This window comes from Butyrivibrio sp. MC2021 (assembly GCF_000621605.1).
Taxonomy (GTDB): domain Bacteria; phylum Bacillota; class Clostridia; order Lachnospirales; family Lachnospiraceae; genus Butyrivibrio.
This window is the reverse complement of the sequence record NZ_JHXX01000001.1, coordinates 835,716-850,456: the sequence shown is the minus strand read 5'-3', so window position 1 is coordinate 850,456 and position 14,741 is coordinate 835,716. Positions and strand designations below refer to the sequence as shown.

The 14,741-nt window shown below is 44.8% G+C and carries 13 protein-coding genes; all 13 read left to right on the top strand.

The annotated features are described in order from the left end of the window. The first annotated feature begins 12 nt into the window (after nucleotides 1-12). Nucleotides 13-921, top strand: coding sequence for a bifunctional riboflavin kinase/FAD synthetase (locus T359_RS0103555; protein ID WP_026516282.1), 909 nt, complete (start codon nucleotides 13-15; stop codon nucleotides 919-921). Nucleotides 922-935: 14 nt separating this feature from the next. After that, nucleotides 936-1,787 carry a tetratricopeptide repeat protein gene (locus tag T359_RS0103550; RefSeq protein WP_026516281.1) on the top strand — a complete coding sequence of 284 codons (852 nt, stop codon included), beginning with the start codon at nucleotides 936-938 and terminating at the stop codon, nucleotides 1,785-1,787. Then, entirely contained in the window at nucleotides 1,784-2,566 is a 783-nt protein-coding gene (locus T359_RS0103545) for a histidine phosphatase family protein (RefSeq protein WP_026516280.1), read from the top strand. Before T359_RS0103550 ends, T359_RS0103545 begins: the two co-directional genes overlap by 4 nt. Before the next feature lie 81 nt (nucleotides 2,567-2,647). After that, the gene (locus T359_RS0103540) at nucleotides 2,648-4,342 is read left to right on the top strand and encodes a phospho-sugar mutase (RefSeq protein ID WP_026516279.1); all 1,695 of its coding nucleotides are present in this window, start codon (nucleotides 2,648-2,650) and stop codon (nucleotides 4,340-4,342) included. Nucleotides 4,343-4,428: 86 nt separating this feature from the next. Then, nucleotides 4,429-5,649, top strand: a complete 1,221-nt coding sequence (locus T359_RS21260) for a hypothetical protein (protein ID WP_155839974.1) — start codon at nucleotides 4,429-4,431, stop codon at nucleotides 5,647-5,649. 136 nt (nucleotides 5,650-5,785) lie between these two features. Continuing rightward, a complete protein-coding gene (locus T359_RS0103530) occupies nucleotides 5,786-6,571 on the top strand; it encodes a class I SAM-dependent methyltransferase (protein ID WP_051544885.1) in 786 nt (261 codons plus the stop codon). A gap of 231 nt (nucleotides 6,572-6,802) precedes the next feature. After that, a complete protein-coding gene (gene rpsO, locus T359_RS0103525) occupies nucleotides 6,803-7,069 on the top strand; it encodes a 30S ribosomal protein S15 (RefSeq protein WP_022764670.1) in 267 nt (88 codons plus the stop codon). 335 nt (nucleotides 7,070-7,404) lie between these two features. After that, a complete protein-coding gene (locus T359_RS0103515) occupies nucleotides 7,405-9,495 on the top strand; it encodes a polyribonucleotide nucleotidyltransferase (protein WP_035783516.1) in 2,091 nt (696 codons plus the stop codon). A gap of 85 nt (nucleotides 9,496-9,580) precedes the next feature. Next, nucleotides 9,581-11,185, top strand: coding sequence for a peptide chain release factor 3 (locus T359_RS0103510; protein ID WP_026516276.1), 1,605 nt, complete (start codon nucleotides 9,581-9,583; stop codon nucleotides 11,183-11,185). 24 nt (nucleotides 11,186-11,209) lie between these two features. Next, nucleotides 11,210-12,685, top strand: a complete 1,476-nt coding sequence (locus T359_RS0103505; protein ID WP_197027049.1) for a transglutaminase domain-containing protein — start codon at nucleotides 11,210-11,212, stop codon at nucleotides 12,683-12,685. Nucleotides 12,686-12,737: 52 nt separating this feature from the next. Continuing rightward, on the top strand, nucleotides 12,738-13,091 hold the full coding sequence (locus T359_RS0103500) for an Asp23/Gls24 family envelope stress response protein (protein WP_035783514.1): 354 nt from the start codon (nucleotides 12,738-12,740) through the stop codon (nucleotides 13,089-13,091). Between the two features lie 41 nt (nucleotides 13,092-13,132). Beyond that, the gene (nusB, locus tag T359_RS0103495) at nucleotides 13,133-13,534 is read left to right on the top strand and encodes a transcription antitermination factor NusB (protein ID WP_026516273.1); all 402 of its coding nucleotides are present in this window, start codon (nucleotides 13,133-13,135) and stop codon (nucleotides 13,532-13,534) included. A gap of 37 nt (nucleotides 13,535-13,571) precedes the next feature. Beyond that, nucleotides 13,572-14,738, top strand: coding sequence for an exodeoxyribonuclease VII large subunit (gene xseA / locus T359_RS0103490; RefSeq protein ID WP_051545009.1), 1,167 nt, complete (start codon nucleotides 13,572-13,574; stop codon nucleotides 14,736-14,738). Nucleotides 14,739-14,741: the final 3 nt, after the last annotated feature.

The following is a 14,741-nucleotide window of genomic DNA, read 5'->3' as shown; positions in this document are numbered from 1 at the left end:
AGAATCAGATTAATGCAGATAATATCAGGGACAACAGAATTTCATATAGAGGGCAAAAGCGCTGTGGCCATCGGCAAATTTGACGGAATTCACCTGGGCCACAAAAAGCTCCTTAACTATATTTTGGAGCAGAAGGTGGACGGTTTTAAGGCAGTGGTGTTTACCTTTGATCCCTCCCCGGAGGAATTCTTTTTGGGGAAGGCTGTGAAGCAGCTTTTTACCGGAGAAGAAAAAAGAAAGGCCTTTGAGGAGATGGGAATCGATGTACTGATCGAATTTCCCCTGACGAAGGAGACCGCAGCCACACCACCGGAGGAATTTGTCAGAAGAATTCTTGTGGGACAGCTGTCAGCAGGCTATATCGCAGCGGGTACCGATGTTTCCTTCGGAGATAAGGGAAGAGGCGATCAGCATCTTTTAAAGGGCCTTAGCAAGGAATGCGGCTACGAGCTTGAGCTTATCGACAAGGTTCGTCTGGACGGCGAGGAAGTGAGTTCCACCAGAGTAAGGAACGAAGTTGCCGACGGAAATATGGCCATGGTAAAAAGGCTTTTGGGCAGCGAGTACAGCGTAGGCGGAGAAATAGAGCACGGCAGGCATATAGGCCACACCATCGGAGTGCCCACAGTCAATGTGATTCCGCCGGAGAATAAGCTCCTTCCGCCCTTCGGAGTATACGCCAGCAAGGTATATCTTGATGGCAAGGAGTACCGTGGAATGACCAATATAGGCCGCAAGCCCACAATCTCCGAGAAAGAAAAGGTCGGGGTTGAGACCTATATCTATGATTTTGATAAGGATGTGTATGGGGAGTACGCAAGAATAGCTCTTGGCAGATTTGTGCGCCCGGAGATGAAGTTTGATAGCCTGGACGCCCTGAAGGCGCAGATACAGAGCGATATCAAGAATGCTTGGGAATAATTGTGGGGGGAAATATGAATCATTCAAAGTACTATGAACTTAATTCAGAGGAAGCTACAAAAGCTTATTTAAAAGCATATTGGAGGAGGCACTTTTCATTTTACGCAGTAGCTCTGTGCATTTTTGCTGCGGAGTTCGTGATTCCGAGAACAGGATATGCGCTTATTGGCATGCCGATTTTGCTGCTTTTGATCATTGTGGTATTTTTGTACTATTTGATCAGAAGGGTGATGATCAGTCTTGAACTTGATAAGGTACTTACCACTGACTGCGATCCGAGAAAGTATATTGAGATAATGGAGAGGCTTTCAAAAAACTGGAATTTTAAGTACTCTCTCAAAAATATACCCGTCAGGCTTATGGCTGCTTACATTTTTGAAGAGGATTATGATACTGCCGAAATGAGAGCCAAGGAGGCCCTTGCAAGAAGCAAAAAAGATAAATACAAGGTGAGTTTAAAAAGTAACCTTGGCAGAATCTATTATTCAACGGACAGATATGATGAGTTTCTTGAAATGAATAAGCAGATAAAAGAGGCTTCTGAAACTCTGAAACTGAATAACGCCGCTAAAGCGATAATCGAGGACGATCTTCTCAGGCAGGAAGTTCTTATCGCCTATAAAGAGGGGCGTTTTGAAGATGCTAAAAAGTTGATGGAGGAAGTAACCGGCAGACATATTACTTCTACTATTACCAAGGTGGCTGACTCCATGCTTTTGGGTGATATCAATTATGAACTTGGCGAATATATTGAGGCTGCAGCCAAGTATGTTTTTGTTACGGAAAATGGCAATAAGCTCAAGATGGTTAAAAAGGCCGGCGAAAGAGTCGACGAGATTAAGAAAATGACAGGAGAAGCAGAATGAGACTCTTGTTTATAAGACACGGAGATCCGGATTACGAGCATGACACCTTAACTGAGAAGGGAAAAGTTGAGGCAGGATTACTTGCGGATATTATAGATACCTTTGGAATTGATGATGTATATCAGTCGCCTCTTGGAAGAGCCAGAGATACCGCCAGGTATTCTCTCGATGTTCTCGGAAAAGAGGCGGTTACTTTTGACTGGCTTCGGGAGTTTCCTGCAGAGTTTGATCCCAACAGGTCCGAGAACGTAAGAAGGGCCTATGCCAATGAACTTAAGACAGACCCTGAGACCGGAGAGTACCAAAAGCGCATTGTATGGGACATTCTTCCCTCTTATCTTGCGGAGCACCCTGAGCTCTTTGATGCGAATGCATGGAGAGAGTCAGAGCTTGTTAAGACCAGCGATATGCTTTCCAAGTACGACTATGTGATCGCTTCCTTTGACAAATTTCTTGAGGATAACGGATACAGGAGAGAAGGGCTTATTTACAGAGCGGGGCAAGGGAATGACAAGGTCATTGCGCTGTTTTGTCACTTTGGTATCACTGCGGTCCTTTTATCAAGACTATGGAACGTATCCCCCTTTGTGACAATGCAGTTTCTTGCTACGGCTCCCACATCTGTGACGGAGGTGGTTACAGAGGAGAGGGAAAAGGGCTTTGTATCCTTCAGAACTCTGAGAGTCGGTGACATTACCCACCTTAACATGGGCGATGAGAAGCCATCCTTTTCAGGAAGATTCTGCGAAAAGTTTGAAAATGAACACGAGAGACACTGACGCATTAACGTGCAGAAGGTGCCTAAATATGATAAAATTTGTTTGATATAGGGTAATACAAAAAACAACGGAGGATAAAATATGGATTATAAAGCAAGATATAACGAATGGCTTGAGCATCTTTCAGAGGATGACCCCCTTAAGGCCGAGCTTCTTGGCATAAAGGACAACGAGAAAGAGATCGAGGAGCGTTTTTATCAGGATCTTGCATTTGGAACTGCGGGCCTTAGAGGTAAGGTTGGCGCAGGAACCAATATGATGAATTTCTTTACCGTGGGCAAGGCTTCTCAGGGTATTGCCGATTATATCGTAGAGTCCGGCAAGGAAAATATGGAGAAGGGCGTTATCATTGCCCATGATCCAAGACATTTTTCAAAGGAGTTTTCACAGCTGGCAGCGGGGATTTTTGCGGCTAACGGCATCAAGGTTTATACCTTCCCGGATCTTCGCCCCACCCCGGAGCTGGCATTCATGATAAGAAGACTTGGCACTGTTTCCGGAATCAATATCACTGCTTCCCACAATCCTAAGGAGTACAATGGCTACAAGGCTTATTGGGATGACGGATGCCAGGTTTCATCTGACGTTGCCGATGGCATGACAGAGAAGATCAACGCTGTTGATATCTGGAACGGCATTAAGAAATCTGATTTTAACGAGGGCGTTAAGTCAGGTATGATCACAGTGCTTGGAGAGGAGTACGACAGAGAGTACCTTGATAAGATCGAGGGCATGGCTATTCATGAGGGAGATGAGCTGGATCTTTCTATTCCGCTGGTTTACACCCCTCTTAACGGTTGCGGTTCTATTCCTTTCAGACAGATGCTTACCGACAGAGGCTTTAACAACTGGAAGATAGTTCCTGAGCAGGAAAATCCTGATCCTGATTTTACAACAGTAGGATATCCCAATCCTGAGGATCCCAAGGCCTTCAAGCTCTCTGAGCAGTACGGAAGAGAGTTTGGCGCTGAGCTTTTAATGGCTACCGACCCGGATTCCGACAGATTTGCCATTGAAATCAGGGATGACAAGGGCAATTATATTCCACTTAACGGTAACCAGACAGGATATATTCTTGTTAATTACGTCCTTGAGGGAAGAAAGGACGCCGGCACACTTCCTGCCAAGGGAGCAATGGTCAAGTCCATCGTTACATCAACTCTTTCAACCATTATGGCCAAGGCCTATGGCGTAGAGATGTTTGAGACCCTTACAGGATTTAAGAACATCTGCGGCAAGATTCCTTATCTTCATGAGAACGGATACACATATCTCTTTGGCTACGAGGAGTCTGTAGGATATGCTGTTTGCGAGGATATCCGCGATAAGGACGGTATTTCAGCAGGTATGCTGGTGGCAGAGGCAGCTGCTTACTATCGTAAGCAGGGCAAGACTCTTTGGGATGTTCTTCAGGAGATTTATGCAAAATACGGCTTCTTTGCTGAGGATGAACCCAATATGGTTCTGGAGGGAATTCCCGGAGCACAGCGTATTCAGCGCATGATGAAGTGGTTCAGAGAGAACCTTCCTACAGAGGTTGCAGGAGCCAAGGTTGAGAAGGTTATAGACTACATCAAGGGCTACGAGGACATTCCTCCTCAGAATGCCATCAGACTGTTCCTTGATAACGGCAGCTGGTTTGCAGTTAGACCTTCAGGCACAGAGCCTAAGATCAAGTTCTACTTCTATTCCAACAGGGATAGCAGAGAGAATGCTCTGGAGACAAATAAAAAGATCAAGGCAGAGATATTTGCACTGATAAATAGTGTTGAATAATTCCCGCGGTTTGTATATGATGTAAGGCATTGGAAGTAATATTCCAATGCCTTATTTTTGTAAGTAGTGTTGGCGGGAAGTAATAAATGAACAAAGATAATACGTTTTTTTCTAGGAGCATGAAGAGGACTCATACTATCTATATGCCTGACATGCTCCATTATCATAATGATTTTCTCATTGCCGCCTTTGGACTGGGCGGCTATAAGCTTGGCATTGTTCCGGAATATGATGAGTTTCCGGACAATATGCTGTCTTTGGTTAATTCCGGTTATTGCACCTGTGCAATGGATATCATCGGCAATCTCATGGCTCATATTGAATCAAATAATACGGACAAGGAGCATATGGCTATCCTTGAGCCTCAGGCCGGCGGCGCCTGCAGGGCGGGTAATTACTATGATTTGATCATTCAGTGCGTTAAGAAAAGTGGATATAAGATTCCGGTTCTGTCATTGAATTTCCGAGGCTCAGAAGCGCATCCGGGCTTTAAGATCAGTCCTAAGATGCTGTTTGGCGCCGTTGCTGCTGTATGCTATGGTGATCTTTTGATGACACTTTATCAGCAGATAAGGCCCTATGAGAAGATTCCGGGACAGGCTAAATGCATCTACGATGATTGGAACAAAAGGATTTCTGCGGACATAGCAGCAGGCAAGAATCTCTTTTTCAGGGAAAAGAGATACCAGGAGATCATAGATGATTTCCTCAGGATAGAACGTTATTCCCGAGATGAGAAAAAGCTTACCAGGGTTGGTATTTCGGGAGAGATATACATCAAGTGTTCGCCCATAGGAAACAGGCATCTGGAGCAGTTCCTTGCGGATAATGAAATGGAATACAGAATGGAAGGCTTTTTAAACTACTGTACCTATGTGATGTTCACGGAGATGAAGTCCGCGGAGCTTAATAACGCTTCCGGGGCTGAGCTGGCGATCTACCAGAAGATAATCGACTACCTCAAGGGCATGCAGCGCAAGATGAGCCGTCTCCTTGAAAAGAATGGTTTCTACGCTGACGGAAGCTTTGATGAGATGAGAAAAAAGTCCGTGGATATTCTAAGCGAATACTACAACATAGGCGACGGCTGGCTCGTTATGGCAGAGGCCATGCATATGATAGAGCAGGGCTATGATAAGATCCTTATTGTTCACCCCTTTGGATGCCTTGTAAGCCATGTGGCGGAGCGAGGGGTTCTTAAGAAACTTCGACAGTTATATCCCCACGCCAACATCAACACTATAGAATACGATTATGACCAGTCCAAGACCCTTAGAGAGAGCAGGATCCTTCTTGCTACGTCATGAAGAACATGAATTTTGGAACTGAGAGGTACAGATAATTGGACAATAAATCAGTTGAAAAAGTAGTTGACTCAGCCCTTGGGGCAGCCTTTACCATATGAACAGCAACAAGAATAAAACATCATAAAAGGAGAATGGTATGGGAAATATTTGGATCAACGATGAAAAATTCGTAAAAAATCAGTACAAGAATTCAAATGGACTTAGCACAAGAATCTCAATTCATGATAAGTATTCAACTAACAAGATGGGGCTTCATAACTGGTATTTTACAGTGATGAAGCTTGAAGATGGCATGAGAGTCCTAGAACTTGGTGCCGGCAATGCTGCAATGTGGATTAATCACAAGGAGGAGATTAGCCGCTTTTCACAGCTTGTTTTGTCAGATATGAGCGAAGGCATGCTTTCAGAAGCTAGAGAAAGGCTTGGAGAACTGCCAAATGTCGATTATAAGGTAATTGATATCCAGGATATTCCTTATGAGGATAATTCTTTTGATATAGTAATTGCGAACTGCATGCTCTACCATGTTCCGGATATAAACAAGGCTGTCGCAGAGGTGCGCAGAGTATTGAAACCAAACGGGTATTTCTATGCCGGAACCTCCGGACATAACGGAATACTGGAGACGGTTGTAAAGTATTTGAATCAGGATATATCATATTCAAACAGCTTTTCACTGGAAAACGGCGGTGAGAAACTGGAGCCTTTCTTTTTAAATGTGGAGATAGAGCGGTATAAAGACTCATTGGAAGTAACGAATATTGATGATCTTATGGACTATATTTATTCGGGGATTACTTTTGAAAAATCCTGCACCCTTCCAAGGGAAAGAGTAAGAGAAATTCTTTTGGAGCATATGGTAGATGGAGTTCTCAAGCTCCCCAAAGATCCGGGGACCTTTGTTGCCTGGGGAGAGAGGTGATGATTATGTTACCTACAAGATCGGAAGCAGAAAGACTTTTAGAGGTAGCATATATTATCACCAAAGGGCGGTCTACTTTACAATGCGGGGAATTTATGATAGTATATGTTAGTTGCTGACAAAATGTCCGCAATAGTTACAGAAACTACCCAATACTCGGATGTTGGATACTCCAACCGCATCTGTGTACCGGGCGGATTTCAGGATTATAGTTTTATAAGGAGAAAAAACATGATTACAAAGGAAAAGAAAACAGAAGTTATCAACAAGTTTGCCAGAAAGGCCGGAGATACAGGTTCACCGGAAGTTCAGGTAGCTATCCTTACAGAGAGAATTCAGGAGCTCAATGAGCACCTTCAGAAGAACCCTAAGGATCACCACTCAAGAAGAGGTCTTCTTAAGATGGTTGGTCAGAGACGTAGCCTTCTTGGTTACCTCAAGAAGAAGGACATCGAGGCTTATCGTAAGCTCATCGCTGATCTTGGTCTCAGAAAGTAATTCATGAATTAAAAAAAGCGGGATAAGGCTGATGCAAATCAGCCTATTCCGCTTTTATGCGTTTTTGTAACATGATATTGGGATTCAAAGTTATAATAAATATCACACTTGTGCGATATTTATTATGACCTTGAAGACCTAACAAACATGAGGAAGTAGCACTATGGTGCGGATTCCGAATGTTTGCTGGATTGTGAAAATGCGCAGCATGGAGCAATCCAAGATATCATGGATAAAAATGCACTCACTATCAACATGACAAAGCCTGCACACGCCCCTGAAGCGTACTTACGGATGATGGATCGCGGATGAGCAGGGAGATTAAGGAGAGAAAAATGGTAAAGACTTATTCAATGGAACTGGCTGGTCGTACACTCAAGGTTGAGATCGGCAAGGTAGGAAAACAGGCTAACGGATGCGCATTCATGCAGTACGGTGATACAACCGTTCTTTGCACAGCTACAGCATCAGCTAAGCCAAGAGACGGAATCGACTTCTTCCCTCTTTCAGTAGAGTATGGTGAGAAGTTCTACGCTGTAGGCAAGTTCCCCGGCGGATACAACAAGAGAGAGGGTAAGCCTTCTGAGAACGCTATCCTCACAAGCCGTGTTATCGACCGTCCTATGCGTCCTCTTTTCCCTAAGGATTACAGAAATGACGTAACTATCGAGACAATGGTTATGGCTGTTGATCCTCAGTGCAGACCTGAGCTTTTAGCTATGCTCGGTGCATCAGTATCAGTTTCTATTTCAGATATTCCTTTCGACGGCCCTTGTGCTATGACACAGATAGGTATGATCGACGGTGAGCTTATCGTTAACCCTACTCAGGAGCAGTGGAACACCGGTGACCTCAAGCTTACAGTAGCATCTGTAGGACAGAAGGTTATCATGATCGAGGCCGGTGCCAACGAGATCCCTGAGGAGAAGATGAAGGAAGCTATCTACAAGGCTCATGATGTTAACCTTCAGATCATAGAGTTCTTCAAGGGTATCGTAGCTGAGGTTGGTAAGCCTAAGCACGAGTACACAAGCTGTGCAGTTCCTGAAGAGCTTTTCGCAGCTATCAAGGAAGTTGTTCCTCCGGAAGAAATGGAGAAGGCTGTATTTACAGACGACAAGCAGACCAGAGAGGGCAACATTGCAGATATTACAGACAGACTTACAGAGAAGTTTGCAGACAACGAAGAGTGGCTTGCGATTCTCGGTGAGGCTATTTATCAGTATGAGAAGAAGACCGTTCGTAAGATGATCCTCAAGGATCACAAGAGACCTGACGGCCGTGAGATCAAGCAGATCAGACCTCTTGCTGCTGAGGTTGATCTTATCCCCAGAGTACACGGAAGTGCTATGTTCACTCGTGGACAGACACAGATCTGTGATGTAGTAACTCTTGCTCCTCTTTCAGAGGCTCAGAAGGTTGAGGGACTGGATTCCTTCGCAGCTGACAAGAGATATGTACATCAGTACAACTTCCCTGCTTATTCAGTAGGTGAGACCAAGGTTTCCAGAGGACCCGGACGTAGAGAGATCGGACACGGAGCTCTTGCTGAGAGAGCACTTCTTCCCGTTCTTCCAAGCGTTGAGGAGTTCCCTTATGCAATCCGTGCCGTATCAGAGACCTTTGAGTCCAACGGTTCAACATCAATGGCTTCAACCTGCGCATCCTGCATGTCACTTATGGCTGCCGGTGTTCCTATCAAGAAGATGGTTGCAGGCATCAGCTGCGGTCTTGTAACAGGCGACACAGATGATGATTTCGTAGTACTTACAGATATCCAGGGTCTTGAGGACTTCTTCGGAGATATGGACTTCAAGGTAACAGGTACTAAGGACGGTATCACAGCTATTCAGATGGATATCAAGATCCACGGTCTTACAAAGCCTATTGTTGAGACAGCTATTGCACAGTGCCGTGAGGCCAGATTCTTCATCATGGATGAGTGCATGAGCAAGGCTATTGCAGAGCCTCGTAAGGAAGTATCCAAGTACGCTCCTAAGATTGTTTCAGTTCAGATCGATCCTGAGAAGATCGGTGATGTTGTTGGCCAGAGAGGAAAGACCATCAACGAGATCATCGCTCGTACAGGTGTTAAGATTGATATCACAGATGATGGTAAGGTATCAGTTTGCGGCGAGGATCAGGAGATGATCCAGAAGGCTGTAGACATGGTTAACATCATTGTTTCAGACTTTGAGAAGGGCCAGATCTTCACAGGTAAAGTTGTAAGCATAAAGGAGTTCGGTGCATTTGTTGAGTTTGCTCCCGGCAAAGAGGGCATGGTTCACATCAGCAAGATCTCCAAGGAGAGAATCGACCGTGTTGAGGATGTTCTTACTCTTGGCGATACAGTTACAGTTGTATGCCTTGGCAAGGACAAGATGGGAAGAATCAGCTTCTCAATGAAGGATGTAGCTAACAACTGATCTTGAATTTGGATTTAAGAAGTTAAATATTTTGGGGGCCGGAATGTCACAACATGCCGGCCTCTTGCTTGGTAAAGGATTATTTATGAGTAACACAAAAGAAACAATAAATGAGATAAACAAGCGCCGAACCTTTGCGATCATTTCCCACCCCGATGCAGGTAAGACGACACTTACTGAGAAGTTCCTTTTGTACGGCGGAGCCATTAACATGGCAGGAAGCGTTAAGGGTAAGGCTACAGCCAGACATGCGGTTTCCGACTGGATGGAGATCGAGAAGCAGAGAGGTATTTCTGTTACTTCTTCAGTTCTTCAGTTCAACTTCGAGGGCTGCTGCATCAACATCCTTGATACACCGGGACACCAGGATTTCTCAGAGGATACTTACAGAACACTTATGGCTGCCGACTCTGCTGTCATGGTTATCGATGCCAGCAAGGGTGTTGAGGCTCAGACCAGAAAGCTTTTCAAGGTCTGCGCCATGAGCCATATTCCGATCTTTACATTCATCAACAAGCTGGACAGAGATGCCATGGACACCTTTGATCTTCTTGATGATATTGAGAACAACCTTGGAATCGCCACATGCCCCATGAACTGGCCTATCGGTTCAGGTAAGAACTTCAAGGGTATCTACGACAGAAGAGAAGGACATATCGTTACTTTCTCAGAGACCCAGAAGGGAACCAAGGAAGGAAAAGAAACAATCATTGGCCTTGACGACAAGGCAATGATAGACAGCGAGATCGGTCAGGACGCTTATGACAAGCTTGTGGGTGAGATCGAGCTTTTGGACGGAGCAGGTGCAGAGTATGACCTTGAGAAGGTAAGAGCAGGACAGCTTACTCCTGTATTCTTTGGTTCAGCTCTTCAGAACTTCGGTGTAGAACTGTTCCTTCATCACTTCCTTAAGATGGCTACTCCTCCTACAGGAAGAACCTCAGCTGACGGAGAGGTTATCGATCCTCTTGACAGAGATTTTTCAGCTTTCGTATTCAAGATCCAGGCCAACATGAACAAGGCCCACAGAGACAGAGTAGCATTTATGCGTATCTGCTCAGGCAGATATGATGCCGATAAGGAAGTTAAGCATGTTCAGAGCGGCAAGGTTATGCGTCTTTCACAGCCTCAGCAGCTTATGGCTGATGAGAGAAAGATCCTCAGCGAGGCCTATGCCGGAGATATCATGGGTGTATTTGATCCCGGAATCTTCTCCATCGGTGATACAGTGTGCATGCCCAAGGAAAATATAGTTTACGAAGGAATTCCTACCTTTGCTCCTGAGCATTTTGCAAGAGTAAGACAGGTAGATACCATGAAGCGTAAACAGTTCGTTAAGGGTATCACTCAGATCGCTCAGGAAGGTGCCATTCAGATCTTCCAGGAGTTCAATACCGGTCTTGAGGAGATCATTGTGGGCGTTGTAGGTGTGCTTCAGTTTGATGTCTTGAAATTCAGACTTGAGAGCGAGTACAATGTAGACATAATATTGGAAAGTCTGCCTTATGAATATATCAGGTGGGTAGATAATGACGATATTGACATGACTACTCTTGTGGGCACTTCCGATATGAAGAAGATCAAGGATATGCATGACAGACCCCTTCTTCTTTTCATCAATGAGTGGAGTGTCGGCATGACCATGGAAAGAAATAAAGGATTGGTTCTTTCTGAGTTTAAGAAGAACTGATTTCTTATGAGCAGGGGGGAATATTTGCTTAGAAGGCATCTCGGATTTAAAAAAGTCACTGCCTTAATGAGCAGTGTTATTATTTCTGTCAGTGTGCTGTCCGGTTGCGGAAGCGAGGCTTGGGATCAATACCTGAGAGATTTGGGTATCAGAAATCCTGATGTATATCAGGATGAAGAGGCTTCTTCGGCAACCGAATATTCTTATGTCATTTCCGAGGATGTACCGGCGGAGCCACAGCTGATTTATTACGTTGAGGACAATGAAGATATGGCTTCCTCATCGGAAACAGGAACCGGCATGAGCGACGGTGCAGTTCTTTCCGAGGAAAGAACTGACCGAGAGGATATGACAGAGGCTGATGCTTCCTTTATGTCCAGTTATAAAAAGCTCAAGGATTCCGAAGCGGATGCAAGGCTTCGTTCTGCCAGAGAGCAGGTTGGAATAACAGAAGAGAATCTGGAGGCTGTTAAAAGACAGCAGGAAGGCAACTACGCCTATGAGAGACTGACAGGATCCGGTAAAACTCTTTACGCGGAGCTGCTGATCATCATGCAGGCCATGGGAGAGGATGTTCCGGTTTCCACAACCAGCGATGAGGCCATTGAGCTGGTTTTTGACTATGTAATGACGGACCATCCCGAGATTTTTTATGTGGATGGGTATCAGTATACCAATTATACCCTGGATAATGTTATCACCAAGATTACTTTTACCGGGAATTATCTGTACGATAGAGAAGAAGTGGAGAGAAGGCAGAAACTTTTGAATGAAGCTGTTAATGCCTGTCTTGCCGGAGCTCCTTCATCCACAGATGATTATTATGCAATAAAGTATGTGTATGACTACATCATTGAGAACACCGACTATGATGTGAATGCAATTGATAACCAGAATATCTGCTCTGTCTTCATCGACGGAAGAAGCGTATGCAACGGATACTCCAAGGCTGCGCAGTACCTTTTGAACAAGCTGGGAATACCCTGCACATTGGTCACAGGTACGGTTACCACCAAGAATTCCACAGGTGTGAGACATGCATGGAACCTGGTGCTTTGCAATGATGCATACTATTACATGGATGTGACTTGGGGAGATGCCTCTTATCAGACCAGTGCCGGGGAATCCGCTGACAGTACCAAGTTCCCTTCCGTGAACTATGATTATCTCAATGTTTCGACTCAGGAGATCAGCAAAAATCATCAGATTTCCGATCTGGTCTATATGCCGGTCTGCAATAGCATGAAGGATAATTATTATGTCAGAGAGGATGAATATTTTACCTATGCTGAGCCTGCTCTTATAAAAGAGCTTTTTGAAAGGCGCTACGCCGACGGTAGTGAGAACGTTACTATCAAATGTGCGTCGGATGCTGTATATGATGCATTATTCCAGATGCTCATAACCGACAGGGGAGTATTCAATTATTTGCATGATGAAACGGGAGTTGTATCTTATACAACATTTGCAGATACCAAAACTATGATATTCTGGCTATAATGTGATATACTGAATATGTATGTTTATACAAAATTTATGCGAGGTATGTATAATGGGAAAAGAATTAGCTGAGGTTGGAACAGTCAAGATTGCTGATGATGTGGTGGCAAGAATTGCAGCCCTTGCAGCTCTTGAGGTGGACGGAGTATCTGCCATGGCCGGTAATTATACAAGTGATGTACTTGAGAAGGTCAGCAGGAAGAACCTTTCCAAGGGAGCCAAGGTAGTGGTTGCCGCATCTGAGGTCAAGGTTGATCTTGCACTTATGATGGCTTACGGATTCAATATTCCTGCTACATGTCAGCAGGTACAGACAAGGGTTCAGACAACAATCGAGAATATGACAGGTCTTGATGTTACTGATGTCAATGTCAGGATCGCCGGAATCACAATGCCCAAGTCATGAAACTTAACACAACCTTTTGAATATTAGGAATGGACAATATTATGAATAGAAGTATGCTGAGAGAGAAGATATTTGAGCTTCTTTTTCGTGTTGAATTTAATCCAATAGAAGATATGCCTGAACAGGAAGAGCTTTATGCTACAACAGGCGATGTAGAGTTTTCCAAGACTGATGCGGATTACATCAGAGATAAATATGAGAAGATCGCCGAGAAACTCGAAGAGATCGATGCGGCTATCAATGAGAAAACTCAGGGCTGGGACACCGGTCGTATGGCCAAGGTGGACCTTACAATTATCAGACTTGCTGTGTACGAGATCAAGTACGACGAATCCGTACCTACAGGAGTAGCAATCAACGAGGCGGTTGAGCTTGCCAAGAAGTATGGGCAGGATGGTTCTCCGGCCTTCGTAAACGGAGTGTTAGCTAAATTTGCGCAGTGAATATACAGTCTCACAGGTTAATGCATATGTAAAAAATATGTTCACTCAGGATTTTCTCCTTAGATCCGTAACTATCAAGGGAGAGGTGAGCAATTGTAAATATCATTCCTCCGGCCACATATATTTTACTCTTAAGGATGCCGGAGGGGCTATTTCCTGTGTCATGTTCCGCTCAGATGCAGAGCGGGGCGGCCTTAGGTTCAGGATGAAGGAAGGCCAGCAGGTTAAGGCGACCGGTTCGGTTACCGTTTATGAGAGAGACGGCAAATATCAGCTCTATGCAAGAGAGATAGAGCTTGACGGAGCCGGAACTCTTTATGAGAAGTATGAGGAGTTAAAGAAAAAGCTATTGGAACAGGGTATGTTTGCAGAGGAGTACAAACAGCCTATTCCGGCATTTATAAGAACTCTTGGGGTTGTGACCGCTCCTACCGGGGCAGCTGTTCGCGATATCATCAATGTTGCGACCAGGCGAAATCCACATATTCAGATTATTCTTTATCCTGCCATCGTACAGGGGGATCAGGCCGCTGAGAGTATTGTCAGGGGCATAGAGACCTTAGCACAGCAGCAAGTTGATGTGATCATCGTTGGACGAGGCGGAGGTTCTATAGAAGATTTATGGGCGTTTAATGAAGAAATAGTCGCACAGGCTATTTTTGACTGCCCAATTCCCATTATTTCAGCAGTCGGACATGAAACAGATACAACTATAGCAGATTATGTCTCGGACAGAAGGGCACCTACGCCGTCTGCGGCTGCGGAGCTCGCAGTTTTTGAGTATGAGAGATTTGTGCAGGATCTGGAGGACTATTCAGCTATCCTGTATAAAAACATGGATAAGAAGATAAGCGGCTACAGGCATAGGATAGAGCGCTTTTCAGAGACGCTGAGGCTCCTGAGTCCCGCCGGTAAGATAAAAGAACAGTATCTTCGTATGGATCAGTATGAAGATACCCTGAAGGCACTGATGGACAGGCGAATTGTTTCCCTGCGCCACAGGCTTGATATTGATATTGAGAAGCTAAAGGGCTTGTCTCCTCTGGACAGACTTAAGGGCGGATATTCGTACACAACCGATGCCGGTGGTAAAAACGTTAGAAGCACCGGGGATGTTTCCGAGGGAGACAGGATAGAAGTATATGTGACTGACGGTGTTATCGATGCCACAGTTACAGGCAGCCGTTTAATTGACAGAAACTGAGGT